The organism is Azospirillum argentinense, assembly GCF_000632475.1.
Lineage (GTDB): Bacteria > Pseudomonadota > Alphaproteobacteria > Azospirillales > Azospirillaceae > Azospirillum > Azospirillum baldaniorum.
In genome coordinates this window covers 1,534,506-1,560,267 of the sequence record NZ_CP007794.1, presented here as the reverse complement: position 1 = coordinate 1,560,267, position 25,762 = coordinate 1,534,506, and the positions used below count along the sequence as shown (strand labels likewise).

The window sequence follows — 25,762 nt, the reverse complement described above, 5'->3', positions numbered from 1 at the left end:
CTCCCCGGAGGGGAGAGGGGATTTTAGCTGCTCCCACCCCCGACAGATTGTCCTCCACACAAACGTCAGGGACATTTTGTCCATCGCCGGCTGGACAAAATGTCCCTCAGAGCGGTGCGGGCATGGCCGTTCCGTCCGTCCGCCCCAGCAAACGCACCGCGTTCCGCCACAGACCCCGGCTGGCACGGAATCTGCCCTTTGGGGGATGCGCTACTCCGGCCGGGTCACCCCGGACGGTGCGGCGCCACCGGCTCCAGGCGCTCAAGCGCCGGGCCGGCACATCCTGACACCAGGGCCGACATCAGGGAGGTTTCATGCCCATCACACCCATGCAGGTATCACGGCGGCAGTTCTTGAAGGTCACGGCGGGCGGTCTCGCCGCCTCCAGCATGGGGGTTCTGGGCTTCCTGCCGTCCGAGGCGCTGGCCGAGGTGCGCCAGTTCCGCCTTGCCCGCGCCAAGGAGATCCGCAACACCTGCCCCTACTGCTCGGTCGGCTGCGGCCTGCTGATGTACAGCCTGGGCGACGGCGCCAAGAACGCCAAGGCCGAGATCATCCACATCGAGGGCGACCCCGACCATCCGGTCAGCCGCGGCTCGCTCTGCCCGAAGGGCGCCGGCCTGCTGGACTTCATCCACAGCCCGAACCGCCTGAAGTACCCGGAGGTCCGCGAGGCCGGCTCCAACAGCTGGAAGCGCATCTCCTGGCATGAGGCGATCGAGCGCATCGCCCGCCACATCAAGGACGACCGCGACGCCAACTTCGTCACCAAGACCGCCGACGGCGTGACAGTGAACCGCTGGCTGTCCACCGCCATGCTGACCGCGTCGGCCTCGTCCAACGAGACGGGCATCCTGACGCAGAAGGTCATGCGCTCGCTGGGCATCGTCGGCACCGACGCGCAGGCCCGCGTCTGCCACGGCCCGACCGTGTCGGCGCTGGCTTCGACCTTCGGGCGCGGGGCGATGACCAACACGTGGGTGGACATCTCCAACGCCGACTTCATCCTGATCATGGGCGGCAACCCGGCGGAGGCACACCCGGTCGGCTTCAAGTGGGCGGTCGAGGCGAAGAAGCGCGGCGCGCGCATCGTCGTCGTCGATCCGCGCTACAACCGCTCCGCCGCGGTGGCCGACGAGTATCTGCCGATCCGCGCCGGCTCCGACATCGTGTTCCTGGGCGGCGTCATCAACTGGCTGGTCGCCAACGACAAGATCCAGTGGGACTATGTCCGCGCCTACACCAACGCCGCCTACATCGTGAAGGAGGGCTACGGGTTCGAGGACGGGCTGTTCAGCGGCTACGACGCGGCCAAGGGCCAGTACGACCGCTCGTCCTGGAACTACGAGGTCGAGGCGGACGGGAACACGGCGAAGACCGACCCGACGCTCCAGCATCCGCGCTGCGTGTGGAACCTGATGAAGGCCCACTACGCGCGCTACACGCCGGAGCTGGTCGAGGACCTGACCGGCACGCCGAAGGACGGCTTCCTGCGCGTCTGCCAGCATCTCGGCTCCACGGCGGTGCGCGACCGGGTCGGCACGATCCTCTACGCCTTGGGCTGGACGCAGCACACGGTGGGCGCCCAGAACATCCGCACCATGGCGATGATCCAGCTCCTGCTGGGCAACATCGGCATGCCGGGCGGCGGCGTGAACGCCCTGCGCGGCCACTCCAACATCCAGGGACTGTCCGACCTCGGCCTGCTGTCCACCAACCTGCCGGGCTATCTGACCCTGCCGTCGGAGAAGGCGCACCCGACCTTCGCCGATTACATCGCCAAGACCGCGCCGAAGGTGCAGGCGCCGGGCCAGCTCAACTTCTGGGCCAACACGCCGAAATTCTTCGTCAGCCTGCTGAAGTGGTTCTGGGGCGACAAGGCGACGGCGGAGAACAACTGGGGCTACGACTGGCTGCCCAAGTGGGACAAGATGTACGACGTGCTGCAGGTCATGGACCTGATGCACAACGGCAAGGTCAACGGCTTCATCGTCCAGGGCTTCAACCCGCTGACCTCCTTCCCCGACGCGCGCAAGACGGCGGCGGACTTCGCCAAGCTGAAATACATGGTGGTGATCGACCCGATCGCCACGGAGACCGCCTCCTTCTGGCAGAACCACGGCGAGGTCAATGAGGTCGACACGGCGTCGATCAAGACCGAGGTGTTCCGCCTGCCCTCCACCTGCTTCGCCGAGGAGGACGGCGCCATCGTCAACTCCTCGCGCTGGCTGCAGTGGCACTGGAAGGGCGCCAACCCACCGGGCGAGGCGAAGACCGACCAGGAGATCCTGGCCGAGCTGTTCATGGCCGTCCGCACCCTCTACGCCAAGGAGGGCGGCACCGCGCCGGAGCCGATCCTCAACCTCTCCTGGCCCTACAAGAACCCGCTGGAGCCGACGCCGGAGGAACTGGCGAAGGAGATGAACGGCCGCGCGCTGGCCGACATCCCCGACCCCAAGGACCCGACGAAGTTCCTGGCCCGCAAGGGGGAGCAGCTTCCCAACTTCGCCCTGCTGCGCGACGACGGCACGACGATGAGCGCCTGCTGGATCTTCGCCGGCAGCTGGACGCAGGCGGGCAACCAGATGGCCCGGCGCGACAACACCGACGCCGGTCTCGGCAACACGCCGGGCTGGGCCTGGGCGTGGCCGGCCAACCGCCGCATCATCTACAACCGCGCCTCCTGCGACCCGTCGGGCAAGCCCTGGGATTCCAAGCGGAATCTGATTTCCTGGAACGGCACCGCCTGGGCGGGCGCCGACGTGCCGGACTTCAAGGTGGATTCGCCGCCGGCCGACGGGATGAACCCCTTCATCATGAACCCGGAGGGCGTCGGGCGGCTGTTCTGCACCGACAAGCTGGTGGACGGTCCCTTCCCCGAGCATTACGAGCCGATGGAAACCCCCCTCGGCACCAACCCGCTGCACCCGAAGGTGGTCAGCAGCCCGGCGGTGCGCATCTTCAAGGCCGACCGCGAGCGGCTGGGCACCCATGACCAGTTCCCCTACGTCGGCACCACCTACCGCCTGACCGAGCATTTCCAGTTCTGGACCAAGAGCGTGCGGCTGAACGCCATCGCCCAGCCGGAGCAGTTCGTGGAGATCGGCGAGACGCTGGCGGCGGAAAAGGGCATCCAGGCCGGCGACTGGGTCCAGGTCTCCTCCAAGCGCGGCCACATCAAGGCCAAGGCGGTGGTGACCAAGCGCATCAAGGCCCTGAAGGTGGCGGGCCGCACCGTCCACCAGATCGGCATCCCCCTGCACTGGGGCTGGGAGACGGTGGCCAAGAAGGGCTTCCTGTCCAACACGCTGCCGCCCGCGGTCGGCGACTGCAACACCCAGACCCCGGAATACAAGGCGTTCCTCGTGAACGTCGAGAAGATCGGAGTGGCGTAAGTCATGGCACTGCAATCCCTCGATATCCTGCGCCGGTCCGCCACCCCGACGCCGACCCCGCAGGCCCGCAACCCGCAGGAGGTGGCGAAGCTGATCGACACCACGGTCTGCATCGGCTGCAAGGCCTGCCAGGTCGCCTGCTCGGAATGGAACGAACTGCGCGCCGAGGTCGGCACCTGCGTCGGCGTCTACGACAACCCGACCGACCTGTCCTCGCAGGCCTGGACGGTCATGCGCTTCAACGAGGTGGAGGAGAAGGGCAAGCTGGAGTGGCTGATCCGCAAGGACGGCTGCATGCACTGCGCCGACCCCGGCTGCCTGAAGGCCTGCCCGTCGCCGGGCGCCATCGTGCAGTTCAAGAACGGCATCGTGGACTTCCATCAGGAGAACTGCATCGGCTGCGGCTACTGCATTTCCGGCTGCCCGTTCAACGTGCCGCGCCTCAGCCCGGCCGACAGCAAAGCCTACAAGTGCAACCTGTGCTCCGACCGCGTGGCGGTGGGGCAGGAGCCGGCCTGCGTCAAGACCTGCCCTACCGGCGCCATCCAGTTCGGCAGCAAGGAGGACATGATCGAGGTCGCCCAGACCCGCATCACCGACCTCCAGTCGCGCGGCTACGACCAGGCGGGCCTCTACGACCCCGCCGGGGTGGGCGGCACCCACGTCATGTACGTGCTGCACCACGCCGACAAGCCGACGCTCTACTCCGGCCTGCCGGACAACCCGTCGATCAGCGCCGTCGTCGGGGTGTGGAAGGGCATGCTGAAGCCGCTGGCGACGCTGGGCGTCGCCGCCGCTGGCCTGTTCGGCTTCTTCCATTACATCACGGTCGGCCCGAACCGCGCCGATGACGAGGACGAGGCGGATCACGGCACGCCGCCGGTCCCGCCCGCTCAAGGAACCAAGCATAAGGAACGGGAGAACGCGCTGTGAAGACGTCGGAAAAGCTGATCCAACGCTACTGCGCCGCGGAGCGCATCAACCACTGGATCGTGGCGGTCTGCTTCGTTCTGCTCGCCATCTCCGGGCTGGCCTTCTTCTACCCGGCCTTCTTCTGGCTGACCGGCGTGTTCGGCACGCCGCAGCTCGCCCGCATCGTCCATCCCTTCGTCGGGGTGGTGATGTTCCTGGCCTTCGCCCGCCAGTTCTTCCGCTACGCCCACCACAACCTCATCAACAAGGAGGATGTGAAATGGATGATGTCGGTGAAGGAGGTGATGAAGGGCAACGAGGTCGGCGACATCGGCCGCTACAACGGCGGCCAGAAGGGCATGTTCTGGGTCATGGTGCTGTGCATGATCCTGCTGCTGGTGTCGGGGGTGATCGCGTGGCGGCCCTATTTCGCGGGCTATTTCCCGATCCCGATCATCCGCGTGGCGCTTCTGGTCCACGCCGCCAGCGCGCTGGTGTTGATCGCCAGCATCATCGTCCATGTCTACGCCGCGCTGTGGGTGCAGGGCACGATCCGCGCGATGGTCGAGGGCGTCGTCACCCACGCCTGGGCGCGCAAGCACCATCCGCGCTGGTTCCGTCAGGTGACCGGCAAGGAAACCGGGCATTGATCGCCTGAGGGCGCTTATAGCCCTCTCCCCTCTGGGGAGAGGGGAATTTACTAGGAAGGATACCCGCCATGAGCCTCGCCACCGACGTTGCCGCGCCGTCCACCACCCACCGCATGACCGTTCTGCGGCTGGGTCCGGACGCCGCACAGCTCTGCGACGACGCGGTGGTGGAGGAGGTGCCCGTCGCCATCGCCTACAACGGCATCGTCCATGCGGTGATGCTGGCGACCCCCGACGACCTGGAGGAGTTCGGCCTCGGCTTCTCCCTGACGGAGGGGATCATCGCCGGCGCGGAGGAGCTGGAGAGCCTGCGGGTTGTGGAGGGCTGCGACGGGATCGAAGTGCGCATGGAGATCCCGATGGAGCGCTTCATGGCGCTGAAGGGCAAACGGCGGAGCATCGCCGGGCGGTCGGGTTGCGGCGTCTGCGGGGTGGAAAGCCTCCAGGCCATCGCCCGGTCCGGCCAGCCCGTCCCCTCGGGTGGGCGGCTGTCGGTCGGCGCGGTGGAGCGGGCGCTGCCCCGCTTCGCCGAGCGGCAGACCCTGCACCGCGCCACCGGGGCGGCCCACGGCGTCGCCTGGGTGGACGCGGCGGGGGAGATCCTGGCGGTGCGCGAGGATGTCGGCCGCCACAACGCGCTGGACAAGCTGATCGGCTGGCTGGTGCGCACGGGCGTGGACCGGCGGGGCGGCTTCGTCCTGACCTCCAGCCGCGCCAGCTACGAGCTGGTGCAGAAGGCCGCTCGGCTGGGCATCAGCGGGCTGGTCGCCATCTCCGCCCCCACCGGCATGGCGGTGCGCATGGCGGAGAGCTGCGGCGTGTCGCTGGCCGGCTTCGCCCGCGGCAACCGGCTGGTCGTCTACAGCCACGGCGACCGCTGGGCGTAGGCGCCTCCCGCGGGAGGCTTCACGGAAGGTGCCGCTCCGTCGTCTGGGAAATACCAGCCGGATGACGGAGACCCCGATGCCACTCGACAGGGCCGCGATCAAGAACACCAAGTCCAAGCCGCTCGATTTCGCGGAATGGCGGAACAGCGTCCAGGACGCCGCCCAGCTCAACGGGCTGGCCAATCTCAGTGTGGTCACCGATCACCACATCTGTCCGCAGAACATCCTGCTCAATCTCCGCAACCGGGCCGTCGATGCCAGCAGCGACGGACTCCTGATCAACGTCGGCACCTATGCGGTGAACAACGGCGTGATCGCGCAGACCCCGGACCCGCAGGCCCGGATCGAAGCGCTGATGGAGCGCATCCTCTGGGCCTTCGGCAACGTCGTTCCCGGCGCAGAGAATGTGATGCGGGTGGACGATCCCATGGACCTCGGCGGATGGGAGGCGGAGGGCGCGCTGTCCAAGGCTCTGGCCTACGCCAACCAGCTCAAGGACCTGCTCGTCCAGCTCATCACGGCGCCGTCGCATGTGAACTGGCAGGAGATTGCCAACCATGTCGACCCGCAAGGCGCGGCGATGCTCAAAGCCCAGAGATCCATCCTGAAATGGGCCGACGCCTGGGCGACCCATCCCACCTATCGCATCTACATCCGCCTGACGAAAGCGGACACGGAATACTGCCGCAGGAATTTCGACTCCCTGCCGGGCTTCGGCGCCTGGATCCATCCCCGGCATGAGGTGCTCAACCTGATCGCGTCCAAGCTGGCCGTCTGGGAGCCGACGGTCCGGAACAGCGCCGGGGATGACCAGCGCATCGCCTACAAGGCCATGCGCGAGGACATCAACCAGTCCTGCTTCAACGGGCAGGACAAATGCCACGACCGTTGGCTGGAGCATCACCAGATGCCCTGACGGCGCCGATCCGCGGAGCCGGGCCTCCGGCTACTCCCCGTCGTCGCCGTGCAGCCGTTCCAGGACCTGCCGCAGGTCGCCGGGGTGAAGGGGCTTGTGCAGGAAGGAGCAGCCGCGGCGCTGGCCTTCCAGCAGGGCGCTCTGGGCCGTCTCGCCGCTGAGGACCACGGCGGGGATCTCGCGGCCGTAGAGGCGGCGCACCCGGTCGATCACGTCGAAGCCGGACACCTTTCCGGGCAGCCGCAGGTCGGTCAGGATGACCGACGGCGCGTCGGGCAAGCCGTCCAGCACCGCGAAGACCTCCCGCATGTCGCTCGCGGCGGCGACGGTGCAGCCCCAGCTTTCCAGGATCATCTGAAGGCCGGTGAGCACCATGGCCTCGTCGTCCACCGCCAGCACGGTCATCCCGGTCAGGGGCGGCGCCGCGGCGGAGGAGGACGGAGGGGTGGCGAGGCTGGGCGGCGGCTCGGCCAGCGGGCTCGCCGCCTCCAGCGAGACGGAGAAGACGGTGCCGCGCCCGATGCGCGACCGCACCTCGACCTGGAGTCCGAGAAGCTCCGCCAGCCGGCGCACGATGGCGAGGCCGAGGCCCAGCCCGCGGGTGGGATCGCGGTTGGGGTTCTGGAGCTGGTGGAACTCGTCGAAGATGGCGGTCAGCTGCTCCTCGGGGATGCCGAAGCCGGTGTCCCAGACGTCGATGCGCCAGCGGTTGCCGCGCCGCCGCATGGCGAGCAGCAGGCCGCCGTGCCGGGTGTAGCGGATGGCGTTGGTCAGCAGGTTGCGCATCACCCGCCCGAACAGCACGGGGTCGGTCTCCACCGTGCCGGGGCACAGGCGGGCGCGCAGGCGCAGCCCCTTCTCCTCGCTCTGCGGGCGGAACTCCTCGACGAGCTGGCCCAGAAGCTCGTCCAGCGCGACCGGCTGCGGGTCCGGGGTCACCGTGCCGGCGTCCAGCGTGGAAATGTCGAGCAGCGCGTTCAGCAGCCGCTCGCCCGCCGTCATGGCGTTGCCCAGCATCTCGGCCGTGCTCAGCGCCTTCTCGTCGCTGATCTGGCTGCACAGCGCGTCGAGGAACAGGCGCATCGCCTGGAAGGGCTGCCGCAGGTCGTGGCTGGCCGAAGCCAGGAAGCGCGACCGCGCGGCGGTCGTCCGCTCGATCTCCGCGCGCATCTCCCGCTCCATGCGGGCGACGACCCGGTCGTCGGGGGCCGCCTGGGTGGCCAGGGCCAGCACGCCGACCGTCTGCCCGTCCTGGGTCAGCGGCACGCCTTGGAAGGTCGCGGGATCGGCGTCGCCCACGGGCAGAAGCTCGATGCCGACCGGCTCCTCGGTGTCGCCGGAAAACAGCGGGTCGACGGCGCCCAGCACCGCCGGCCAGACCGCTCCGAACCAGATCGGGGCCGGCTGCCCGCCCGCCGCCGGTTCCTTGCCGAGAAGGGCGCACAGCGCGTCGTTGGTGAAGAGGGTGGCGGCGTGCGGCGGCCCGCTCAGAACGAAGGCCGGCAACGCGGCGGCGCGGCAGACGCGCAGCGCGTTCTCCACGCACTCCGTCTCCGCTGGCGCGGTGTCGATGCTGGTCCTGTTCCTGTGCCGAGGCGTCACGTCGGTCTCTCTCTACCCGCTAGAGCTGAAGGTGTAGCACCTTAACCTTTGGTGCACTGGGGATGAAAGCGCCTGAAAGCCCTATACGCCTTCTATGCGGAAGGCATTGGGGGCGAGAGGCGGGCGAGGTGGTCCTCCACCATGTATTTCCGGCGGAGCAGGGCCATCAGACGGATCTTCAGGATGTCCATCGGCTGCGACTTGCCCACGAAGTCGTCGGCGCCGGCGGTCAGGCTGGCGGTCAGGCGGTCGTCGCCCTCCTGGCTGGTCAGGATGACGATCTGGAAGAACAGGCCGCGGCGCCGACGGAAACGGTCGAACCGCTCGCACAGCTGGGTGCCGCTGGTGCCGGGCATCACGAGATCGAGGATCACGCAGTCTAGCCCCCCGTCCTCCAGCGCCGCCACCGCCTCGTCGGCGTTGCGCGCGGCGACGACGTGGCAGCCGTCCTCCTCCAGCTCGGCGCGCAGGAACTCACGGTAGGTCGCGCTGTCGTCGACCACCAGGATGCGCGCCCGCTGCAGGATGTCGGACACCGTCGGCGGCGCGTTGCGCCGGTCGAGCAGCGCCATGGCCTGCTGAACCACGCCCTGGGAATCCGCGGGATCCACCCATTGCACGTCGGCGGGAGCCCCGGCCTCCGCCGCCCGCTCCGCCGAACCCAGCAGCATGGCGGGGGCCGGGCAGCGCCGCCGCAGCTCCGTCAGGGTGCGGGCGGCCTCGCCGTCGGCCTCCACCATCAGCAGGTCGAAGGGGCGGCGCGCCAGCTCGGCGACCGCGGGTTCCACCGTTTCGACGCAGCTCGCCTCGATGCCCTGCTCCTCCAGCATCAGCTTCAGGAGAAGTCCCTGCGTCTGCGAGGCGATGACGATCAGCGCCCTGGGTCCACTCATGAGGGCTCCACTCCCGTCGAAACCAGTTCCAGCAAACGGGCCGCCACCTTGTCGATGGGCAGCTCCTCGGTAACGCCTCCCAGCCGGACCGCGGTCCCCGGCATGCTGTGGATGACCGCGGTGGAGGCGTGCTCCGCGATGGTGTAGGCGCCCGCCCGGCGCATGTCGGTGAGGCCGCGCGCCCCGTCCTCCCCCATGCCGGTCAGCAGCACGCCGATGGCGGCGGCGCCGAAGGCCGAGGCCAGGGAGGAGAACAGCACGTCCCCGGACGGCCTCTGGCCGCAGACCGGATCGCCGTGGACCAGCCGCATCCCGCCGGGCTCGGCGGTCAGATGAAGCTCGCCGGGGGCGACGTAGACGTGGCCGGGCCGGTGCGGCGCGTCGGAGGCCAGCGCCACCGGCAGCGGCGTGACCGACCCCAGCCAGGAGGCGAAGCCGGCCACGAAGGGCGCGCCGATGTGCTGCACGACGAAGACGGGCAGGGGAAAGTTGGTCGGCAGTCCGCGCAACAGCTTCACCAGAGCCGCCGGTCCGCCCGTCGAGGCGGCGATTCCCAACGCGCGGAACTGCCGCTTCGCCGTGGACGGCGGCAGGGGCGGTGGTGGCGGGACGGCGGCACCCTTGCCGCGGCCACCGTTGCCGGGGGACTCCTCATCGCCGTTGCGCGGGCGCCCGCGCTGCCGGATCACCTTCACTTGGCTCATGATGGTGAGCTGGGTGCAGAGATGCCGGGCGACGGTCTGATAGTCGGCGCGGGCCATGCTGCCCGGCTTCTCCACCACCGCGAGCGCCCCGGCCTGGAGCGCCCGCATGGGGATGTCCAGGTCGCGCACGTCGGAGGCGACGACGACGATGGGCACGGGATGGTCGCGCATCAGCCGTTGCGTCACGGCGAAGCCGTCGATGCCCGGCAGGCGGATGTCCAGCGACACCACGTCCGGCCGCAGCGAGTCGACCATCCGCAGCGCCTGCTCGCCGGACGCGGCGATGCCGGCCAGCTCCAGCCGCGGGTCCTCGCCGATGACGTGGGCGAGCAACTGCTGGACGACCGGCGAGTCCTCGACCACCAGGACGCGGATCTTGCGGGCGCCGCTCACAGCAGCCGCCGGATGCCGGCCAGAAGCTCGTTCTGGTCGAAACGGGTCTTGACGATGTAGGCGTCGGCGCCGAGGTCCAGCCCGCGCTCGCGGTCCTCGTCGCTGGCGCGCGAGGTGACCAGGATCACCGGCAGATCGGAGGTCATGGGGTTGCCCTTGACGGCCTGGAGCAGGGCGAACCCGTCCATCCTCGGCATCTCCACGTCGCTGATGATCAGGTTCACATCCTCCAGCTCGCCGAGCGTTTCGACCGCCTCGCGCCCATCCACGCACAGCGTGACCCGGTAACCATGGGCCTCCAGGATACTCTTTTCCAGGGTTCGCGTGGTGATGGAGTCGTCCACAACCAAAATGTGCGGCCGCCGCCGCGCCGACTCGTCCACCGGACGGACCAGCGGCGGCAGGGCCATGCCGGGGCGCGGCGACAGGGCGGCGGGATTCAGCACCAGGGCCGGCGATCCGTCGTCCATCAGCACGGTGCCGAGGAAGCGGGCGGCGTCGATTCCCACCTCCTCCGCCGGGGTGACCACCGAGTCGCGGGTGGCCATCAGCGCGTCCACGACCAGCGCGACCCGCCGCCCGGCGGTGCGCAGGATGACGAGCGCCAGCGGCGCCCCGTTGCCCTGCGGCATGGCGCCGTCGTAGCCGAGCAAGGCGGCCAGCGGCGTCACCGGAACGTCCTCCTCCTCCAGCCGGATGGTCGGGGCGGCGAGGTCGGTGAACAGCGTGTCCGCCGGGACACGGAGCACTCGCGCCACGTCGTTGCTGGGAATCGCCAGGATGTCGTCCTGGACCGCGACGAAGACCAGCCGCTGGCTGAGCAGGCTGAGCGGCACCTCCACCGTGACGACGGTCCCGCCGCCCTCGCGTGCGGCCAGCGTCACCGAGCCCTGGAGCCGGGTGACCTCCCGCCGCACGATGGCGAGGCCCATGCCGCGCCCGGCGTATTCGTTCGCGGTGGGGGCGGTGGAGAAGCCCGGCTCGAAGATCAGGTCGAGCAGCCGCTCCTCGGGCGCCGACTCCGCCTCGTCGGCGCCCAGCAGGCCGCGCTCGACGGCGTGGCGGGCGATGGCCTCGCGGTTCGGGCCGCGCCCGTCGTCCTCGACGCGCAGGACGAGGCGGCGCCCGACCACCGAGGCTTCGAAGCGGACGGTCGCCGCGGCGCGCTTGCCCGCGACCACCCGTTCCTGCGGGGTTTCGACGCCGTGGCTGACGGCGTTGCGCGCGATGTGCAGCACCGGGTCCTTCAGCCGTTGCAGGACCACCCGGTCGGCCTGGGTCTCCAGCCCGCGGATGTCCGCCTCGACCTCCTTGCCCTGGGCGCGGCTGATGTCGCGGATCATGCGGCCGAGGTTGCTGAACTGCGATTCCGCCGGCAGCATGCGGAGCTGCCGCACCTCGTCCTGGAAGCCGCTGCCCCAGCGGCGCAGTGACCAGAGATGGCGGTCATGGGCGCGGTGCGCCGCGTCCAGCGAGGCGCCGAGCGCGCGGAAGCGCCGCTCGAAGGAGGACAGGCGCAAGGCCGTCTCGTCGCCCGCGAAGCTGATGCCGGCAGCCCCCGTGGCGTCGTGGGAGCCGCCGCGGAGCAGGCGGGGCCGCATGGCGTGCCAGCTCCGCTCCAGGGCGCGCCATTCGCTGCGCAGCTCGCGCAGCTCGGCGACCAGGGCGGACTGGTTCTCGATCTCCGGCAGGAGGCCGGCGGCGGCGGTGAACAGCCGCTCCAGCCCGGCGCTGCGGATGCGGACCAACGCCGCGCTTTCGCGGCCATCGACGGAGCGGGCCGGGCGCGGCGCGGCGGCCGGAGGAGCGGTTCCCGCCTCCGCGGCGGCGGGGCGGCGCTGGACCGGTTCCGGCCCGCCGCCCTCGCCACCCATGCGGGTCAGCTCGGCCAGCACCTCGGCGATGTCCACCTCGCCGCCGCCACGGGTCGCCCAGGCCACCACATCCTCGATGGCGTCCAGCGCGCGACGCACCACGTCGCGCGCCGCGGCGTCGAAGGGAACCGTGCCGCGCTGGATGGCGATGAAGGCGGCCTCCAGCCAGTGGGACAGCCGCTCGACCTCCGGCAGGTCGACGGCGCGGGCCGCACCCTTCAGGCTGTGGGCGCGGCGGTGGATCTCCACCAGATCGGGGTGGTGCGCCGGGTCCTTCTCCACCGCGCGCAGGGATTCGCGGATGGCCGCGAGGTGCTCCTTGTGCTCCAGGTCGAAGGCGGCGAGCAGGCGCGTGCGGATGTCGTTCATGCCGCCCGCACCTTCCGTCCGTCCTTGTCCGTGCCCTCGTCGCGGCCCATGCCGCCGCGTGCCGTCGCCATGGTCACACGCGGTAGTTCCGCACGGCCTCGACCAGACCCTGGCCGAGATCGTTGAGGTTGGTGGCGGCCCCTTCGAGCTGGCGGGTGCCGGCGGCGGTCTGGCTGCTCGCCTCGCGAATGTTCTGGAGCGCCTGGATCACCTGCTCCAGGCCGATCTGCTGCTGGTTGGTCCCGGCGACGATCTGCTGGAAGGCGAGCACGCTCTCCTGCACGCTCTCGGCGAGGTCGCGGATGGTCGACTGGGTGGCGTCGGTCTGGCGCTTGCCGGCGCCGACGCGCTTCACCGCCTCCTCCGTCAGCATGACCGAGGCGTTGATGCCGTGCTGGATCTCGCTGAGGTTGGAACGGACCTGGGCGGTGGCCTCCTTCGACTGGTCGGCGAGGCTCTTGATCTCGCTCGCCACCACGGCGAAGGTCCGGCCGTGCTCGCCGGCGGCGGCGGCCTCGATGGCGGCGTTCAGGGCCAGCAGGTGGCAGCGCTCGGCGATGTCGTTGACGGTCAGGATGATCTCGCCGATCGCCTGGGTGCGCTCCGACAGGATGACGATGTTCTCGGCGACGGCCTCCGCCTGCTCGCGGATGGCGTCCATCGCCTGATTGGTGTCCTCCACCGCCTTCAGGCCGGTCTCGGAGTTGGACGCGGCGACCTGGGCGTTCTGCGCCACGTCCTGGGCGCGGCGGTTGATCTGCGCGCCGGATTCGGTGATCTCGCTGAGAGTCGCCGTCGTCTCCTCCACGGCGGCGAGCTGCTGGGCGACGCTGGCCGCCTGCTGCTGGGTCGAGGCGCGGATCTGCGCGGTCGCGGCGTGCATGCTCTCGGCCGTGGCGCGGGTGGTCCTGGCCATGCTGCGCAGGTTGCCGGTCATCTCGTTCAGGTGGGTGCCCAGCTCGGCCAGCTCGTCGTCGCCGGGCACGACCACCGTCTTGGTCAGGTCGCCCTTGCCCACCTGGGTGACGTAGCCGATGGCGGTGCCGAGCCGCTTGGTGACCGAGCTGCCGATCAGGATGGCGATGGCGACGGCGAGCGCCACCACGATGATCAGCGCCAGGATCGAGGAGCGCACCGCGTCGTCGTAGAGGGCGCGGATGTTCTGGCGCCCGGCCTCCGACAGGCGGCTGATGTCGCTGTGCAGGTCGGACAGCTGGCCCGCCATGGCCACCCGCATCTCCTCAACCCGCGTCAGCCGGGCCAGCGCCTCCGGCTCGGTCCCCGCCGCCACCCGCTCCATCAGCGTGTTGGCCTCTTCGAGCATGCGGTGCGAATACTGGTCGAAGCTGTTGATCTGGGCGACCAGCTCGCCCCAGATGCGGCGGCGGTCCTCGGTCGTGCCCTCCTCGGCCCGCTCGGCGGCGATCCGCTTGAGCTTGTTGACTTGGTCGAACATGATCATCGAACCGTCGCGGTAGCGCTGGCGCAGCTGCGTGATGTCCGGCACGCTGCCCTGGATCTGGGCCAGCGCCGCGGCGTGGGTCGCCGCCTCGCGCAGGCTGCGCAGATTGCTTTCGGTCACCTCGATCTCGCGCACCGCCTCCGACACCTGGATGTCGTAGGTGGCGATGCCCATCATGACCTTCATGCCGTCCGCGAACCGCATCATCTGGAACGCCGCCAGCAGCCCGGTCAGCAGGCAGACGACCCCGAAGCTGAGCATCAGCTTGTGCTTGACCTTCAGTTTCATTCTTCTTTCATGCTCCTCAGCGTCTCCAGGATCGCCGGCACATCCAGCACGGCGACGCGGCCCCGGGTGATGGCGGTGACGAAGGACCCGGCTTCCGGCGGTGCCTTCGCGTCAGTCCCATCCAGTTCCATCACCGTGTCCACGGTGCGCAGGCGCAGCGCCACCGGACGCTCCCCGCCGCGCAGCACGACGGCGAAGCCGCCACCCGCGGGAACGGCGTTGCGCCCGCACAGCCGGTCCACGTCGAACAGGCGCATCACCCGCCCGTCGATGGCGATCAGCCCCAGCAGTTCGGGCGGCGCGTGGGGCACGCGGGCCACCCGCGGCAGCGGAACGATGCGGGACAGGTGACGCAGGTCCAGCCCGTACGACCCGTCGGCGCCGCGCCCGACCAGCAGGGCGATCGGCGCCTCGGCCTCCGCCGCGGCATTGGCCTCGTCGGCGGAGGGGACGAGCGCCAGATCCTCGGCGCGGCGGCGCAGCAGCGCGTCGGCCCAGGCGCCGCCCGGCGCCGCGGCCTCCGCCGTCTCCCGGCCCTGACGGGCCAGGCGCGCGCGGACGGCGTCCCAGTCGATGGCGTCTTTCACATCGGCCGCCTCTCCGGCTCCGGTCCGGTCGTCCATCACGGCTCCTCACCCGAGAACCAGAGGTCGATCATGCTGCGCAGCTCGGCCACGGTCAGGCCGCCGCCCTCGGCCACCAGCTCCGTCGCGTCGTGGGCGGCGACGGTGGCGCGGGCGTTGCGGAAGTGGCGTTGCGCCGGGGCCAGCTTGCCGCGCCGCCAGTAGGCCAGCGCCAAGTGGTAGTCGGCCAGCGCGAAGTCGGAATCCAGATACAGCGCCCGCTTGAAGGCGGCGATCGGGTCGCCGACGCCCAGCTCCTCCTCCAGCAGTCCCAGCCGGAAATGCACCACGGGGTCGAGGCGGTTGCGCTCGGCCAGGGCGATGCAGGCGTCCAGCGCCGCCGCCCGGTCGCCGTCGGCCACGGCAGGGGTGCCGGCTGGGGACGCCGTCGGCGGCTGCGGGGCGGGAAGGGGGGCGGGCGTCGGCTTCGCCGTGGTGGCGCGCAGCCGTGCGGCGGAGTCCGTCGCCGTGCTCCGCTTCTGCGCGGGCTTCGGTTCAGGCGGCTTGGACTCGGTGGGCTTGGACTCGGCAGGAGGCGGCTCGACGGGGACGGACGGCGTGAAGGCGGGCAGCGCCGCCATGGGGGCCGCCGGAAGAGCCGTTGCGGGGGCGCAGCCGGGGCGCGGCTTGCGGTAGATGGTGGCGCCCGGCACCGGCACGGGGGTGAACAGGCTGTTGACCTGCTGCCCCGTCTCCGCATGGCCGACCACCAGCCAGCCGTTGGGGACCAGCACCTCGTGCAGGTTGTCCAGCAGGCGGGTGCGCGTCGGCTCGTCGAAATAGATCATGACGTTGCGGCACAGCACGACGTCCAGCGCGCCCAGGCCCCGCGGGTAGTTGGGCAGCGGCCCGTCCACGAGGTTGAAGACCGAGAAGCTCGTCCATTCGCGGAAGCGCGGCTTGACCGCCCACAGGTCGCCCTGCCGGTCGAAGCATTCCGCCAGGACCGCCGGGTCGAGCCCGCGCACCGCCCAGTTCCCGTAGACGCCGCGCCGCGCCGTTTCGATGAAGCTGGCGTTCAGGTCGGTGCCGACGATGCTGACCTGCCAGTCGCGCAGCTGGTCGGCGAAATGCCGCTTCAGCAGGATTTCCAGCGTGTAGGCCTCCGGCCCGATCGAGCAGCCGGCGCTCCAGATGCGCAGCAGGCGGCTCTCCCGGTTGCGACGCAGGCATTCCGGGATGGCGACGGCGCACAGCGCCTCGAACTGCTCGGCGTAGCGGAAGAAGAAGGTCTCGCCGACCGTCAGCTCGTTGATGAGCGCCTGATACTCCGGCCCGGTCGGCCCCTCCGCGGCGAGCTGCGCCAGATAGGCGGCGAGGCCGAGGGTCGGCTTGTCCGACAGGCGGCGGTTGATCCGCTCCGCCAGGGCGGCGTCCTTGTCGGCGTAGTAGGCGAGCCCGGTCGCCCCGATGACGGCGGCCTTGATCCGGGGAAAGACGGGATCGCGCAGGATGGCGTCGATGCGGTTCATCGGGCCTCCTGGCCAATCTCGGAATTGCCGGTTTCGGAATCGGGGGCGCCGAGCCTGGCCAGACGCTCGTCGGCCATGGCCTGGAAGGCGGCGAGCAGCCGGCCCTCCGCCTCGGTCAGCAGACGGGTGGGATCGATCACCGTGGCCGTTCCGCCATCATGGGGCCCGCCGTGGGGACCATGATGGGGGATGGTCGCCACGGCGCAGCCGTTGAAGGACAGGCCAGGGTCGGCCGCCGTCCGCTCCGCGTCGGGGACGGGCAGGATGTTGAACACCCGGTCGGCCAGCAGGGCCAGCGGACGGCCGTCCCAGTCGGTCAGGAACAGCGGCGCGTACAGCTCCGGCGGCGCGGCGTCGAAGCCGAACAGCAGGTCGAGCCGCAGGACCGGGACGGCGCGGCCCTGGTAGCGGAACAGCCCGGCGACCACGGCGGGCGCCGCCGGCGGGCGGTCGAGCCGGGGCAGCGGCAGGAACCGGCGCACGGAGTCCGCCGGCAGGGCCAAGGTCCTGCCGGAGACGGAAAAGATCACGTACCGTGTCGCGGATGCCGTCGCAGCCATCGCGGGCGCACACCTTCCTGATTCGGTTGTCGGCCGAAGCCGGTTGCCGGGTCCGAGACGCGCAGCCCGGCCCTGTATCCTATTGTTGGGTGACGCCTTGTTGGGTGACGCCGGGGGGGCTTGAAACCGGCGCAGAACATGCCGCATCGCACCCGGGATGGAAATACCACCAAAGGCAAAAGCCTCAGCCCAAGGTAGCGGTATGACACCGGTCATACCGTGGGCGCCGGAACGCTTGCTGTTTTCGCAGTTGCGGTTACAAACATCCCCGGCCGCCGTCCGGCCCGCGGCCACCGACCGGGAGGGGCTTCATGATCAAGGTTGTTCGAGCGAAACTTCACTGCCTGCGCGTCACCGACGCCAACCTGAACTATCAGGGGTCGATCACCCTCGATCCGGAGCATTGCGAGGCGGTCGGGATCTACCCGCTGGAGTTCGTGGAGATCTGGAACAAGAATTCCGGCGCGCGGATCAGCACCTACGTGATCTATGGCGAGCGCGGTTCGCGCTGCTGCGTGCTCAACGGCTCGGCGGCGCGGAGCTGCCAGCCGGGGGACGAGGTCATCATCGCCGCCTCCTGGTACTGCCAGCCGACCGAACTGGCGACGCTGCGGCCGCGGGTGCTGACCTTCAACGCCGACAACAGCATCGACCGTTCGCTGACCTACGACGTGACGGCGCTGGACGGCGGACGGTTCGATTTCGCGATTCGTGAGGGCGCCTTTCTGGAGCCGGAACCGGCCTGACCCGCCGGCTCCGACCTCCCGCAAACAAAAGAAGCGGGTCTGAGCGAGTCCACGCGCTAAGCGAGCGGTTGGGCGACTTGCGCGTGTCTTGCGAGGGACAGGCCGTGAGTCCCACTTGAACGCGCGGCAATTTTTGCCTACTCTACCTGGGTGGGAGTGCGGACAGCGAGGAGTGCGTGTCATGGGCGTCAGCGGCATAGGGGGCTATCAGCAGCAGCCTTTCACGACACCGTTGAGCAGCGGGCCGGCGGCCCTGCAGCAGACACGGGGAACCGACGCGAACCAGCAGGCCCAGAAGGCCGAAGAGGATCGCCGTCAGCAGGTCCAGGCCCAGGACCAGCAGGCGCAGCAGAGCCAGCAAGCCCTGGCGTCGGGCGGCAACACCACCCCGACCCGCGGACAGAACCTCAACATCACGGTCTGATCGCGCGTCGTCCAATCGGGGCCCGCCCGGCTGGTCCGGGGCAGGGCCCGCAGGGGAAAGGCGGCCAGCCATGGACATCCGAAGCGTTTCCGGCATCCAGGCGAACCGGCCGACTCCGGCATCGGCGGTTCCGACGCCGTCATCCGTGGCCGATGCTGCGGCACCGACTTCCCAAACCGCGTCCAGCGTTGCGAACCAATCCGCCTCGGCGGCGTCCGATCCCGTGGTGGTGGCCGGCGGCTACATCAGCCCGGTCCTGCGCTACGACCAGGGCGCCCGGCTGGCCGTCATCTATTTCCGCGACCGCTCGTCGGGCGAAACCCAGAACCAGATCCCGGCGCAACAGGTGGTGGAGGAATACCGCCGCACCGCCAGCCGCCTCGGCGTCGCGAGCGATGCGGCGGCGGAAGGCCACGACACCGGCAAAGGGACCGCGCCATCCGGCGGTACCGCCACGCCGGGCGGAGCCGGACGGAGTGTCGGATCGGGATACGGCACTATCCCGTCGGGCGGCGCCCCGTCCACCGGACCATTGCCCGCGGCGGGTGGCGGTCCGACGGGAACCGCCCCGGCCGTCGTTCCCCGTGCCGCGGGGTCCTACGGCGCCGGTTCGCCGGGGGCCATCGTCTCCGTCACCGTCTGATCCGGCAGCTCGAAGCGGGCGACCAGCGGTGCGTGGTAGCTTTCCGGGGAATGGCTGACGGTGGCGTGGGCGACCAACTCGTCGCCCAGCGCCTCGTTGTGGATTTCGGCGGAGCGGAACCAGCCCAGCAGGGCGCGCGACACCAGCAGATGATCCAGCATCACCGCGTCGCCGCCGTGCAGCACGGTGAAGCGCCGCTCCTCCGGGACGGAGCGCTCCAGCGGCACCAGCGACCGCCCGGCGAGATGGCCGTTGCCGGTCTCGTCCAGGTCGGCGCGGATGATGCGGACGGGGGTCTGCTCGATCTCGGCGTTGAGGTCGCCGGCGACCAGGATCAGCGCCTGCGGGTCGGCGTCGAACACCCGTTCCACCGCCAGCCGGGCCTCCAGCGCCTGTCCGGCCCGCTTGATCGAGGCCAGATAGAAGCCCTCCGCCCAGCCGCCGACGCTCTTCCAGGTGGAGGCGTTCTTCTTTTGCCCCGGCACCGGCGCGGCGATCGGCGCGCGCAGATGCAGATTGAAGACGTGCAGCCGCCGCCCGCCGGGCAGCTCGATCTCGCCGTGCAGCACCGGGCGGTCCCAGGTCACGGCGTCGCCGCCGGGCTGGGCCGGGTCGGCGGTGACCATGCGGACCTGCGGGGACGGCACCAGATCGTGCCGGTACTGCCGCGCCGCCAGGATCGGCCAGCGGCTGACCAGCACGAGGTTGTGGCGGTCGGCCAACTTGGTCCCCTCGCCGCCGGAAGTCCGGTGGAAATCGGCGTAGGGGCCGCCCTCCAGCAGCCGGTTCAGCGCGCGCAGGGTCCGCGGCTCTCCCTTTGCCGCGCGCTGGCCGTTGACCTCCTGAAGACACAGAATGTCGGCGTCCAGCCGCTCCAGCTGCGGGCGCAGGACGGCGGCGCGCTCCTCGAAGGAGAGGTCGCCGGTGTCGTCCAGGCTTTCCAGGTTGAAGGTGGCGATGCGGATGCTGCTGCGGCTCATGACCCCTCCCCGGACGCCCGGCCCGCCGCGGCGCGCGGGCGCGCCAGGAACAGGTGGTTGCGGTTGATGCGCCGCCGCCGCCGCCGGTGCGCGCTCAGCATCGCCGTGGAGGAGACGAGCGTGGCGTCCAGCCCGGCCTCGGCCATGCGCTGGGGGGTATCCGTACCATAAATCCGGTAGTGATAGGGATGGCCGAAGGCGGCCAGCCGCTTGGCGGGGGTGTCCATCGCCGGGTCCTCCCGCGTCGGCCCCTTGGGGTCGTAGGGGAACAGCAGGACGGCGCGGCCCGAGGGCTTCAGCACACGAGCGATCTCGCGCAGGGCGGCGCGGTCGTCGGGGACATGCTCCAGCACGTGGCTGGACAGCACGAGATCGAAACGGCCGTCCGGGAAGGGCAGGTCGGTCAGGTCGGCCTGCACGTCGGCGGCCGGGTTGAAGCGGTCCAGCGTGACGTAGCGCCGGCCGTGCCGCGCCCGCAGCAGCGGTTCCAGGCAGGGTTCGGGAGCGGTGTGCAGGATGCGCAGCGACCGCCGCAGCACGTCCGTCCGCTCCGCCAGGAAGCTCCACAGGAAGCGGTGACGCTCCAGCGACCCGCAATCCGGGCAGCGGGCGTTGCGCCGCCCGCCCAGGCCGAAGGGCAGGAAACGCGCCGCCTCCCGCCCGCAGAGCGGGCAGAGCAGGGGGCCGGCGGCGGGGATCAGGCCGCGGGCGCCCTCGTAGCGCGGACGCTCGTACAGCGACTCCCGCCGGTAGACGGCGGCCTCGTCGAGATTCTGGTCCGCGATCGCGGGCAGCAGGCGGGACAATCCATGGAGCATGGGGATCAGAACAGTTCCACGTCGCCATCGATCCCGGTCTTGCGCAGCCGGTCCATGAAGGAGGTCTCGGACCGCGCGATGTCGCGCACCGTCTCCTCCCCGATCAGGCGGCGCTGGGTGCGGCCCGAGGTGGGGTAGAAGCGGACCGCGCGGGCCGTCGTGCCGCCGACGTCCCAGCTCATCGTCGGGATGCCTTCGGCCGCCAGATACTCCATGACGAACTCGACGTTGCGCTGGCCGATGCCGGAGCTGCGCGGCGCGCCGTTCACGCTGGCCCCGCCGAAGATCTTGGCGCGCAGCCGGTCGCGCCGCCCGGTCGCCGCCAGCAGCCGGTTGATGAGCTGTTCCATGGCCGCGCTGCCGTAGCGGGAGGAGATGGACAGCCGGTCGCCGTTGTGGTCGGGCAGCAGGAAGTGGTTCATCCCGCCGATCGCCGCGACGGGATCGAAGAGGCAGGCGGCGATGCAGGAGCCCAGCGTGGTGGTGATGACGACGTTCGGGTCGTCGCTGACCACGCAGCCGCCGACCACGATGTTGACCACTTCCGCGCCCAGTTGCCGGTCGTGGTAGCGGTTGGCCGCGATGTCCGGTGTGTCGGAACCCTGCTGGAGTCGGCGCGCGCGCGGGGTGATCGGCATCCAGAACCTCGGTGGGACATTCGGTCGCAGTGTACAACCGACCGTCGCCCTTCGCCAAGCGTCACGGTTGCGGGCGCGATTGCCCCCTCTCCCGCCCCGGGAGAGGGAAGGGGCCCACGCCGCAGGCGTGGGAAGGGTGAGGGTGCCACCAAGGATCATGCTTCAATCCTCGCACGACCCTCACCCGCCCGCTTTCGCGGGCACCCTCTCCCGGGGCGGGAGAGGGGGGAAGACCCTCACAAACCGGCGATCCACAACTCCAGCAGGTCGGCTTGGAGCTTGCGGGCGTGGGCCAGCCAGGCGCGGGCCTCCGGCGGAATTTCGGCGATGCGGCGGTCCATCGCCCGGTCCATGGCGGCGCGCTGCGCCTCGTCGGTGACGAAGAAGGCGAAGCCGAGCGTGCGCCCGCCCGCCGTCTTCAGCGTTCCGGCCAGCGCCTTGGCGTAGGCCAGCGTGCCTGACTTGGCGCGCACGCCGGGGGGCAGGACCTTGCCCTCGTCCTCGCCCGGCAGGAGGGCCAGCACCGCCGGGCCGGCGCCCTGGATCAGCGCCATGGTCTGGGCCGGGGTGATCCGCGACGCGGCGCTGAGCCCCGAATGGTTGAGCAGCCGCAGCCCCGTCCAGTCGGTGCGCGGGGCCGCCAGCATGGCCGGCGCGGTCAGCACCGCCGCCGACTCTGGCAGCGTCTGGACCGCCGGGTCCAGCCGCCGGGCCGCAGCCAGCCCGATCAGCTCCGCCGACAGGTTGTTGGAATAGCGCAGGACCTGCCGGGCCAGGATCTCCAGCGGCTCGCTGCGGTGCAGGGCGGCGAGCGTGGCGGTCGGCGGCACCGCGCCGGGGGCCGGCGCGGGCAGGGCGATCCCCGCCTCCGCGGCCAGCCGGCGGAACACGTGGGCCGCCGCCAGACCGGGGCGGGTGACCGGAAGCCACAGGCTGGCCGCCATGTCCGGCTGCGGGGCGAAGCGCCAGCGCTCGCCCCCAGGCTCCCCATTGGCCGGTTCGCCATCCATGGCGATGAGCGGGGTGAAGGCGGCCCCGGCCCCGGCGCCGAGCTGCACCGTCACGCTGTCCAGCGGCACGCGCCCGGCGTCGGACACCGACCAGGCGCTGACCCGCACCGGCTGCCCGGCGGCGGCGGGGCGCGCCCAGTCGAAGCGGAAGCGGTTGAAGTTGAGCGACAGCGCCCCGACCCCGGTGTTGTAGCCGGCGGTCCAGGGTTGCCCGGCGTCGATCTCCGGCATCTCGGGCAGGGCGGAGGTGTCGTAGAGGAAGCGCCCGGTCACCCGCGTGACGCCCAGCGCGCCGAGGTCGCGCAACAGCTCCGTCAGCCCTTCGCTGGACAGGGACGGGTCGCCGCCGCCCTTCAGGATCAGGTCGCCGTCCAGAACGCCGTCTCCCAGCCGCCCCGTGATGTGCAGCGTGGTCTCAAACCGGTGGTCCGGCCCCAGCACAGCCAGGGCGGCGGCCATCGCCGGCAGCTTGGCGACCGAGGCCGGGGCGAAGGGCTTGGCCGGCTGCCGCTCCGCCAGGACGGCGCCGCTGTCCGGATCGAACAGCACGTAGCCGACGTCATCGGCGGAAAAGCCGTTGCGGGCGATCGCCGCCCGGTCGTCCGGACCGGTGGCGCCATAGGGGGACGCGCAGGCCGACACCGCGGTGAGGCAGGCCAGCAGGAACAGGATGGAGAAGGTCGGTAGCCGCATGGCGGCCAGTCTAGCGCAAAGCCCCGGCCGGCATCCGCGTCAATCGTTGGCCGGGTCTGGGGCGGGCCAGGAATCTTGCTGCGCGGAAAGTCCGCTTACCGTACGATGAAGTCCTCAAAAGACGCCACGCCTCTGGGGAAAGAGCTGAAAAGCCCATGATGTCACGGCGCCGCAGCCTCACGTTCGAAGTGGTCGTCGACCAGGGCGGAAAACCCAACATCGACGGGGTCTTTCCCGACGAGGCCGCGGCCCGGGAACGCGCGGCGTATTTGCTTCGTCTTGCGAAATTTCCGGTTGTCCGGATTTTGAAGGTGAATCAGGCGGGCAAGGAAGAGGTCATCTTCCAGAAGTCCAGCTCCGGCGGTGGCAAGCCGACCACCATCTCCACCATCGACGAGACCGACGTCGGGCCCGCCAGCCTCTGCACCGACGCGCTCCAACTCTTCTCCTACGAGAGCCGGATGCTGCTGCTGCGCCTGCTGCGCGGCTATTGGGACGATCAGGCGGTGATCCCGGCCGAGCAGCTCCACCGCTACTACCCGCTGCGCTATTTCGAGCGGGAGGCCCTGCTGTTCAATCCGGCGGTCAGCCGGCTCGCCACGCTTCAGGCGCCGTTGCTGGGCGTGAAGCCGTTCGACCGGCACGACCAGCTCATGCGGCTGTTCACCCGGCTGAAGGAGATGGCGCAGGCGTCGGACACGCTGGCGCCCTTCGACGCGGCGCTGGCCCGCGGCGGGGTGGCCGGCCTGCTGGCGGCGGCGGCGGAGCGCCCGCCGGAGGAGCGCGACCGGCTGGTCACCCACGCCTTCGCCGCGGTGCTGGAGCCCTGCCGCGACTGGCCCGGCAAGGTCAAGGCGCTGCTGCGCTTCCACCGCGAGGACGGGGAGGAGGAGGCGAACCGTCGCCTGCTCGACCAGGTGCTGGCGGAAACGGTGGACGGGCGGGAGCCGGTGCGCGCGCTGATCGGCTACGCGCCCGACCTGGGGGCGGCGCTGCAAAGCCTGATCGCGGCGATGCACGGCGACCTCGACGATCGGCTTCCCTTCACCGACGAACTGCTGGCCCTGTCCAACGCGCTGGGCGGCGGTGGCTTCGACGAGACGCGCAAGGCGCTGCTGCGCCGCATCCAGGGCGGTCTGGCCGGCCTGACCCCGCTGACCCGCACCGGCACCGCCGCGGAGGGCAAGGCCTTCGGCATCATCGTCGACCGATTGACCAACTTCGACGGCTTCCTGGGCGGCGCCGGCATGGCGGAGGCGCTGACCCGGCGCGCCAAGACGGTGTGGAGTTCCGGCGGTCAGGACGCGTCCTTCGACATGGCGGTGCAGCGTCTGGCCACCCGCCTGCCGGCGCCGGCCCAGCGCATCGGCTATCTGCTGGACCTCGCCACCAGCCCCTTCGGGCGCAACAAGCTCAGCGTCCTGATCCGGCAGGTCGCCACCGAGTTCGAGAGCATCACCTCGGCCCGCGAGCTGGTCGCCCCCGGCGTCAGCACGGACGACGTGCGCAGCGGCCTGGGCCGCCGCCTGCGCGCCGCCGGCATCCCCCGCGCGCTGGCCGAGGGGCTGATCGCCAAGATCGCCGCGATTCCGGACGCCGAACGATCGCTCGGCATCCCCTTGCTGGCCGCCCCTGCCGGGGAGGTCGTGACGCGGGCGACCGAGGAGACGATTCTGATTGACGTGTCGAAGGCGGCGGCGGAGCGGCTGGTCCTGTTCTGGCGCGGCCAGACCCGGGCGATTCCGGAGGACGGAACCCAGCTCGTCATCGGGCGGTCGTCGCAGTGCCAATTCGTCCTGGACATCGCCTCGGCCTCGCGGCGGCACGCCGCGGTGTCGCGTCAGGACGGCGTCTTCGTGGTGGAGGATCTCAGCCGCAACGGCACCCAGATCGCCGTGCCGGGGGTGGCCGAGCCGCGGCGGCTGAAGCCCGGCGAACCGCTGCCGCTGCCGCCGCGCGGCGAGATCGTCATCGGCTCCACGGAGCTGGGCGAGGAGCCGGCGCGCATCGCCTGGGAAATCATCAAGTGCTGAACGCTTCGTCCAGCGGTCGAAACACGGGGCGCCAGCCGTCGCCGCGCACCGCCAGCGCGCCGACCAGCCCCGGCGCCGGGCGCAGGTCGAACAGCGACCAGTCCGTGGCACGTCCGGCCTCCAGCGCGCCGTCCAGGCTGAGCAGGCGGACGGGGCGGCCCGGCGTCAGCTCCACCGCGAAGCGGTCGAGCGGTGTGGACAGCCCCTGGCCGGTCGCCTTGATGAAGGCCTCCTTGCGGGTCCAGCCGTTCAGGAACGCCTCGTCCCGCAGCGCCTCGGGCAGGGCCGCGAAGGCGTCGCGCTCCTCCGGCGCGAAGAAGCGCTCGGCGATTCCGGCGGCGTCCGGCAGGCGGCGCAGCCGTTCGATGTCCACGCCCAGTTCCATCGTTTCATGGGGGACCGCACCGGGAGCGATGGCGATCAGCACGTGATCCTTGCAGTCGGCGAGGTTGAAGGCCGGCCCGCCGGGGAGAGAGGGTTTGCCCATCGGCCCGTAGGCGAAGGCCAGACTCGCCGGGGCGCGGTCCATCGCCCGTCCGAGCAGATGGCGCAGCAGACCGCGGCGCAGCGCGCAGCGGGTGCGCAGCTCCTCCGTCGCGAAACGGGCGGCCCGCGCCGCCTCGTCGGGGGACAGCAGGGCGCAGAACGCCTCCAGCCGGTGCGCCAGCCCGCGCAGGTCGGCATAACAGAGTTGAATTTCTTCCGTTTCCCGCATCGGATGTCCCCATTCCCCGGATTCGGGACTATAACCGCGCTGGCCCCGCGCGGCGATTGCGC

22 protein-coding genes are annotated in these 25,762 nt (G+C 70.6%); 9 read left to right on the top strand and 13 right to left on the bottom strand.

Annotation, left to right across the window (positions count from 1 at the left end):
• The first annotated feature begins 329 nt into the window (after window positions 1-329).
• The 5 genes from fdnG (at window position 330) to ABAZ39_RS21115 (ending at window position 6,760) form a co-directional block, all read left to right on the top strand.
• Complete coding sequence (gene fdnG / locus ABAZ39_RS21135) at window positions 330-3,395, top strand: formate dehydrogenase-N subunit alpha (protein WP_081863191.1); 3,066 nt, start codon at window positions 330-332, stop codon at window positions 3,393-3,395.
• 3 nt (window positions 3,396-3,398) lie between these two features.
• The gene (gene fdxH, locus ABAZ39_RS21130; RefSeq protein ID WP_040134722.1) at window positions 3,399-4,328 is read left to right on the top strand and encodes a formate dehydrogenase subunit beta; all 930 of its coding nucleotides are present in this window, start codon (window positions 3,399-3,401) and stop codon (window positions 4,326-4,328) included.
• Window positions 4,325-4,957, top strand: a complete 633-nt coding sequence (locus tag ABAZ39_RS21125) for a formate dehydrogenase subunit gamma (RefSeq protein ID WP_040134720.1) — start codon at window positions 4,325-4,327, stop codon at window positions 4,955-4,957. Before fdxH ends, ABAZ39_RS21125 begins: the two co-directional genes overlap by 4 nt.
• Before the next feature lie 68 nt (window positions 4,958-5,025).
• Window positions 5,026-5,844, top strand: coding sequence for a formate dehydrogenase accessory sulfurtransferase FdhD (gene fdhD / locus ABAZ39_RS21120; RefSeq protein WP_040134717.1), 819 nt, complete (start codon window positions 5,026-5,028; stop codon window positions 5,842-5,844).
• Between the two features lie 76 nt (window positions 5,845-5,920).
• On the top strand, window positions 5,921-6,760 hold the full coding sequence (locus ABAZ39_RS21115; RefSeq protein WP_137116900.1) for a hypothetical protein: 840 nt from the start codon (window positions 5,921-5,923) through the stop codon (window positions 6,758-6,760).
• Window positions 6,761-6,790: 30 nt separating this feature from the next.
• Here ABAZ39_RS21115 and ABAZ39_RS21110 read toward each other — a convergent pair whose 3' ends face one another.
• The 8 genes from ABAZ39_RS21110 to ABAZ39_RS33235 form a co-directional block, all read right to left on the bottom strand.
• Window positions 6,791-8,302, bottom strand: coding sequence for a hybrid sensor histidine kinase/response regulator (locus ABAZ39_RS21110; protein WP_247881674.1), 1,512 nt, complete (start codon window positions 8,300-8,302; stop codon window positions 6,791-6,793).
• A 152-nt stretch (window positions 8,303-8,454) separates the two neighbouring features.
• A complete protein-coding gene (locus ABAZ39_RS21105; protein ID WP_040134710.1) occupies window positions 8,455-9,255 on the bottom strand; it encodes a response regulator in 801 nt (266 codons plus the stop codon).
• Window positions 9,252-10,352: a chemotaxis protein CheB gene (locus ABAZ39_RS21100; protein WP_081863190.1), complete on the bottom strand. Its 1,101-nt coding sequence runs from the start codon at window positions 10,350-10,352 to the stop codon at window positions 9,252-9,254. The genes ABAZ39_RS21105 and ABAZ39_RS21100 overlap by 4 nt, the downstream gene beginning before the upstream one ends.
• Window positions 10,349-12,595, bottom strand: coding sequence for a hybrid sensor histidine kinase/response regulator (locus ABAZ39_RS21095; RefSeq protein ID WP_040134708.1), 2,247 nt, complete (start codon window positions 12,593-12,595; stop codon window positions 10,349-10,351). The genes ABAZ39_RS21100 and ABAZ39_RS21095 overlap by 4 nt, the downstream gene beginning before the upstream one ends.
• Before the next feature lie 73 nt (window positions 12,596-12,668).
• The gene (locus tag ABAZ39_RS21090) at window positions 12,669-14,345 is read right to left on the bottom strand and encodes a methyl-accepting chemotaxis protein (protein ID WP_040134706.1); all 1,677 of its coding nucleotides are present in this window, start codon (window positions 14,343-14,345) and stop codon (window positions 12,669-12,671) included.
• Window positions 14,342-14,968 (bottom strand): chemotaxis protein CheW, encoded by a 627-nt coding sequence (locus tag ABAZ39_RS21085; protein ID WP_040134704.1) that lies wholly within the window; start codon window positions 14,966-14,968, stop codon window positions 14,342-14,344. The genes ABAZ39_RS21090 and ABAZ39_RS21085 overlap by 4 nt, the downstream gene beginning before the upstream one ends.
• On the bottom strand, window positions 14,968-16,440 hold the full coding sequence (locus tag ABAZ39_RS21080) for a CheR family methyltransferase (protein WP_040134701.1): 1,473 nt from the start codon (window positions 16,438-16,440) through the stop codon (window positions 14,968-14,970). Before ABAZ39_RS21080 ends, ABAZ39_RS21085 begins: the two co-directional genes overlap by 1 nt.
• Window positions 16,437-16,970, bottom strand: coding sequence for a chemotaxis protein CheW (locus ABAZ39_RS33235; RefSeq protein WP_247881673.1), 534 nt, complete (start codon window positions 16,968-16,970; stop codon window positions 16,437-16,439). Before ABAZ39_RS33235 ends, ABAZ39_RS21080 begins: the two co-directional genes overlap by 4 nt.
• 341 nt (window positions 16,971-17,311) lie before the next feature.
• Between ABAZ39_RS33235 and panD the strand changes: the two genes are divergently transcribed.
• From panD to ABAZ39_RS21060, 3 genes are all read left to right on the top strand, one after another.
• Window positions 17,312-17,746, top strand: a complete 435-nt coding sequence (panD, locus tag ABAZ39_RS21070) for an aspartate 1-decarboxylase (RefSeq protein ID WP_014197945.1) — start codon at window positions 17,312-17,314, stop codon at window positions 17,744-17,746.
• A 181-nt stretch (window positions 17,747-17,927) separates the two neighbouring features.
• Entirely contained in the window at window positions 17,928-18,170 is a 243-nt protein-coding gene (locus ABAZ39_RS36240) for a hypothetical protein (RefSeq protein ID WP_040134698.1), read from the top strand.
• 70 nt (window positions 18,171-18,240) lie between these two features.
• Window positions 18,241-18,813: a hypothetical protein gene (locus ABAZ39_RS21060; RefSeq protein WP_040134696.1), complete on the top strand. Its 573-nt coding sequence runs from the start codon at window positions 18,241-18,243 to the stop codon at window positions 18,811-18,813.
• On the opposite strand, the gene ABAZ39_RS21055 is transcribed toward ABAZ39_RS21060, so the two are convergent.
• The 4 genes from ABAZ39_RS21055 to dacB all read right to left on the bottom strand — a co-directional run bounded on the left by ABAZ39_RS21055 (window position 18,768) and on the right by dacB (window position 22,952).
• Window positions 18,768-19,793, bottom strand: coding sequence for an endonuclease/exonuclease/phosphatase family protein (locus ABAZ39_RS21055; protein WP_040134695.1), 1,026 nt, complete (start codon window positions 19,791-19,793; stop codon window positions 18,768-18,770). The genes ABAZ39_RS21060 and ABAZ39_RS21055 overlap by 46 nt on opposite strands.
• Complete coding sequence (locus tag ABAZ39_RS21050) at window positions 19,790-20,611, bottom strand: class I SAM-dependent methyltransferase (protein ID WP_051658317.1); 822 nt, start codon at window positions 20,609-20,611, stop codon at window positions 19,790-19,792. Before ABAZ39_RS21050 ends, ABAZ39_RS21055 begins: the two co-directional genes overlap by 4 nt.
• Before the next feature lie 5 nt (window positions 20,612-20,616).
• Window positions 20,617-21,249, bottom strand: a complete 633-nt coding sequence (locus ABAZ39_RS21045) for a chemotaxis protein (protein ID WP_040134693.1) — start codon at window positions 21,247-21,249, stop codon at window positions 20,617-20,619.
• Window positions 21,250-21,485: 236 nt separating this feature from the next.
• Entirely contained in the window at window positions 21,486-22,952 is a 1,467-nt protein-coding gene (dacB, locus tag ABAZ39_RS21040; protein WP_040134691.1) for a D-alanyl-D-alanine carboxypeptidase/D-alanyl-D-alanine endopeptidase, read from the bottom strand.
• Between the two features lie 311 nt (window positions 22,953-23,263).
• On the opposite strand from dacB, the gene ABAZ39_RS21035 reads away from it, so the two are divergent.
• A complete protein-coding gene (locus ABAZ39_RS21035; protein WP_247881672.1) occupies window positions 23,264-24,985 on the top strand; it encodes an FHA domain-containing protein in 1,722 nt (573 codons plus the stop codon).
• Here the strand turns inward: ABAZ39_RS21035 and ABAZ39_RS21030 are convergent.
• The gene (locus ABAZ39_RS21030; RefSeq protein ID WP_040134686.1) at window positions 24,975-25,700 is read right to left on the bottom strand and encodes a 4'-phosphopantetheinyl transferase family protein; all 726 of its coding nucleotides are present in this window, start codon (window positions 25,698-25,700) and stop codon (window positions 24,975-24,977) included. The genes ABAZ39_RS21035 and ABAZ39_RS21030 overlap by 11 nt on opposite strands.
• Window positions 25,701-25,762: the final 62 nt, after the last annotated feature.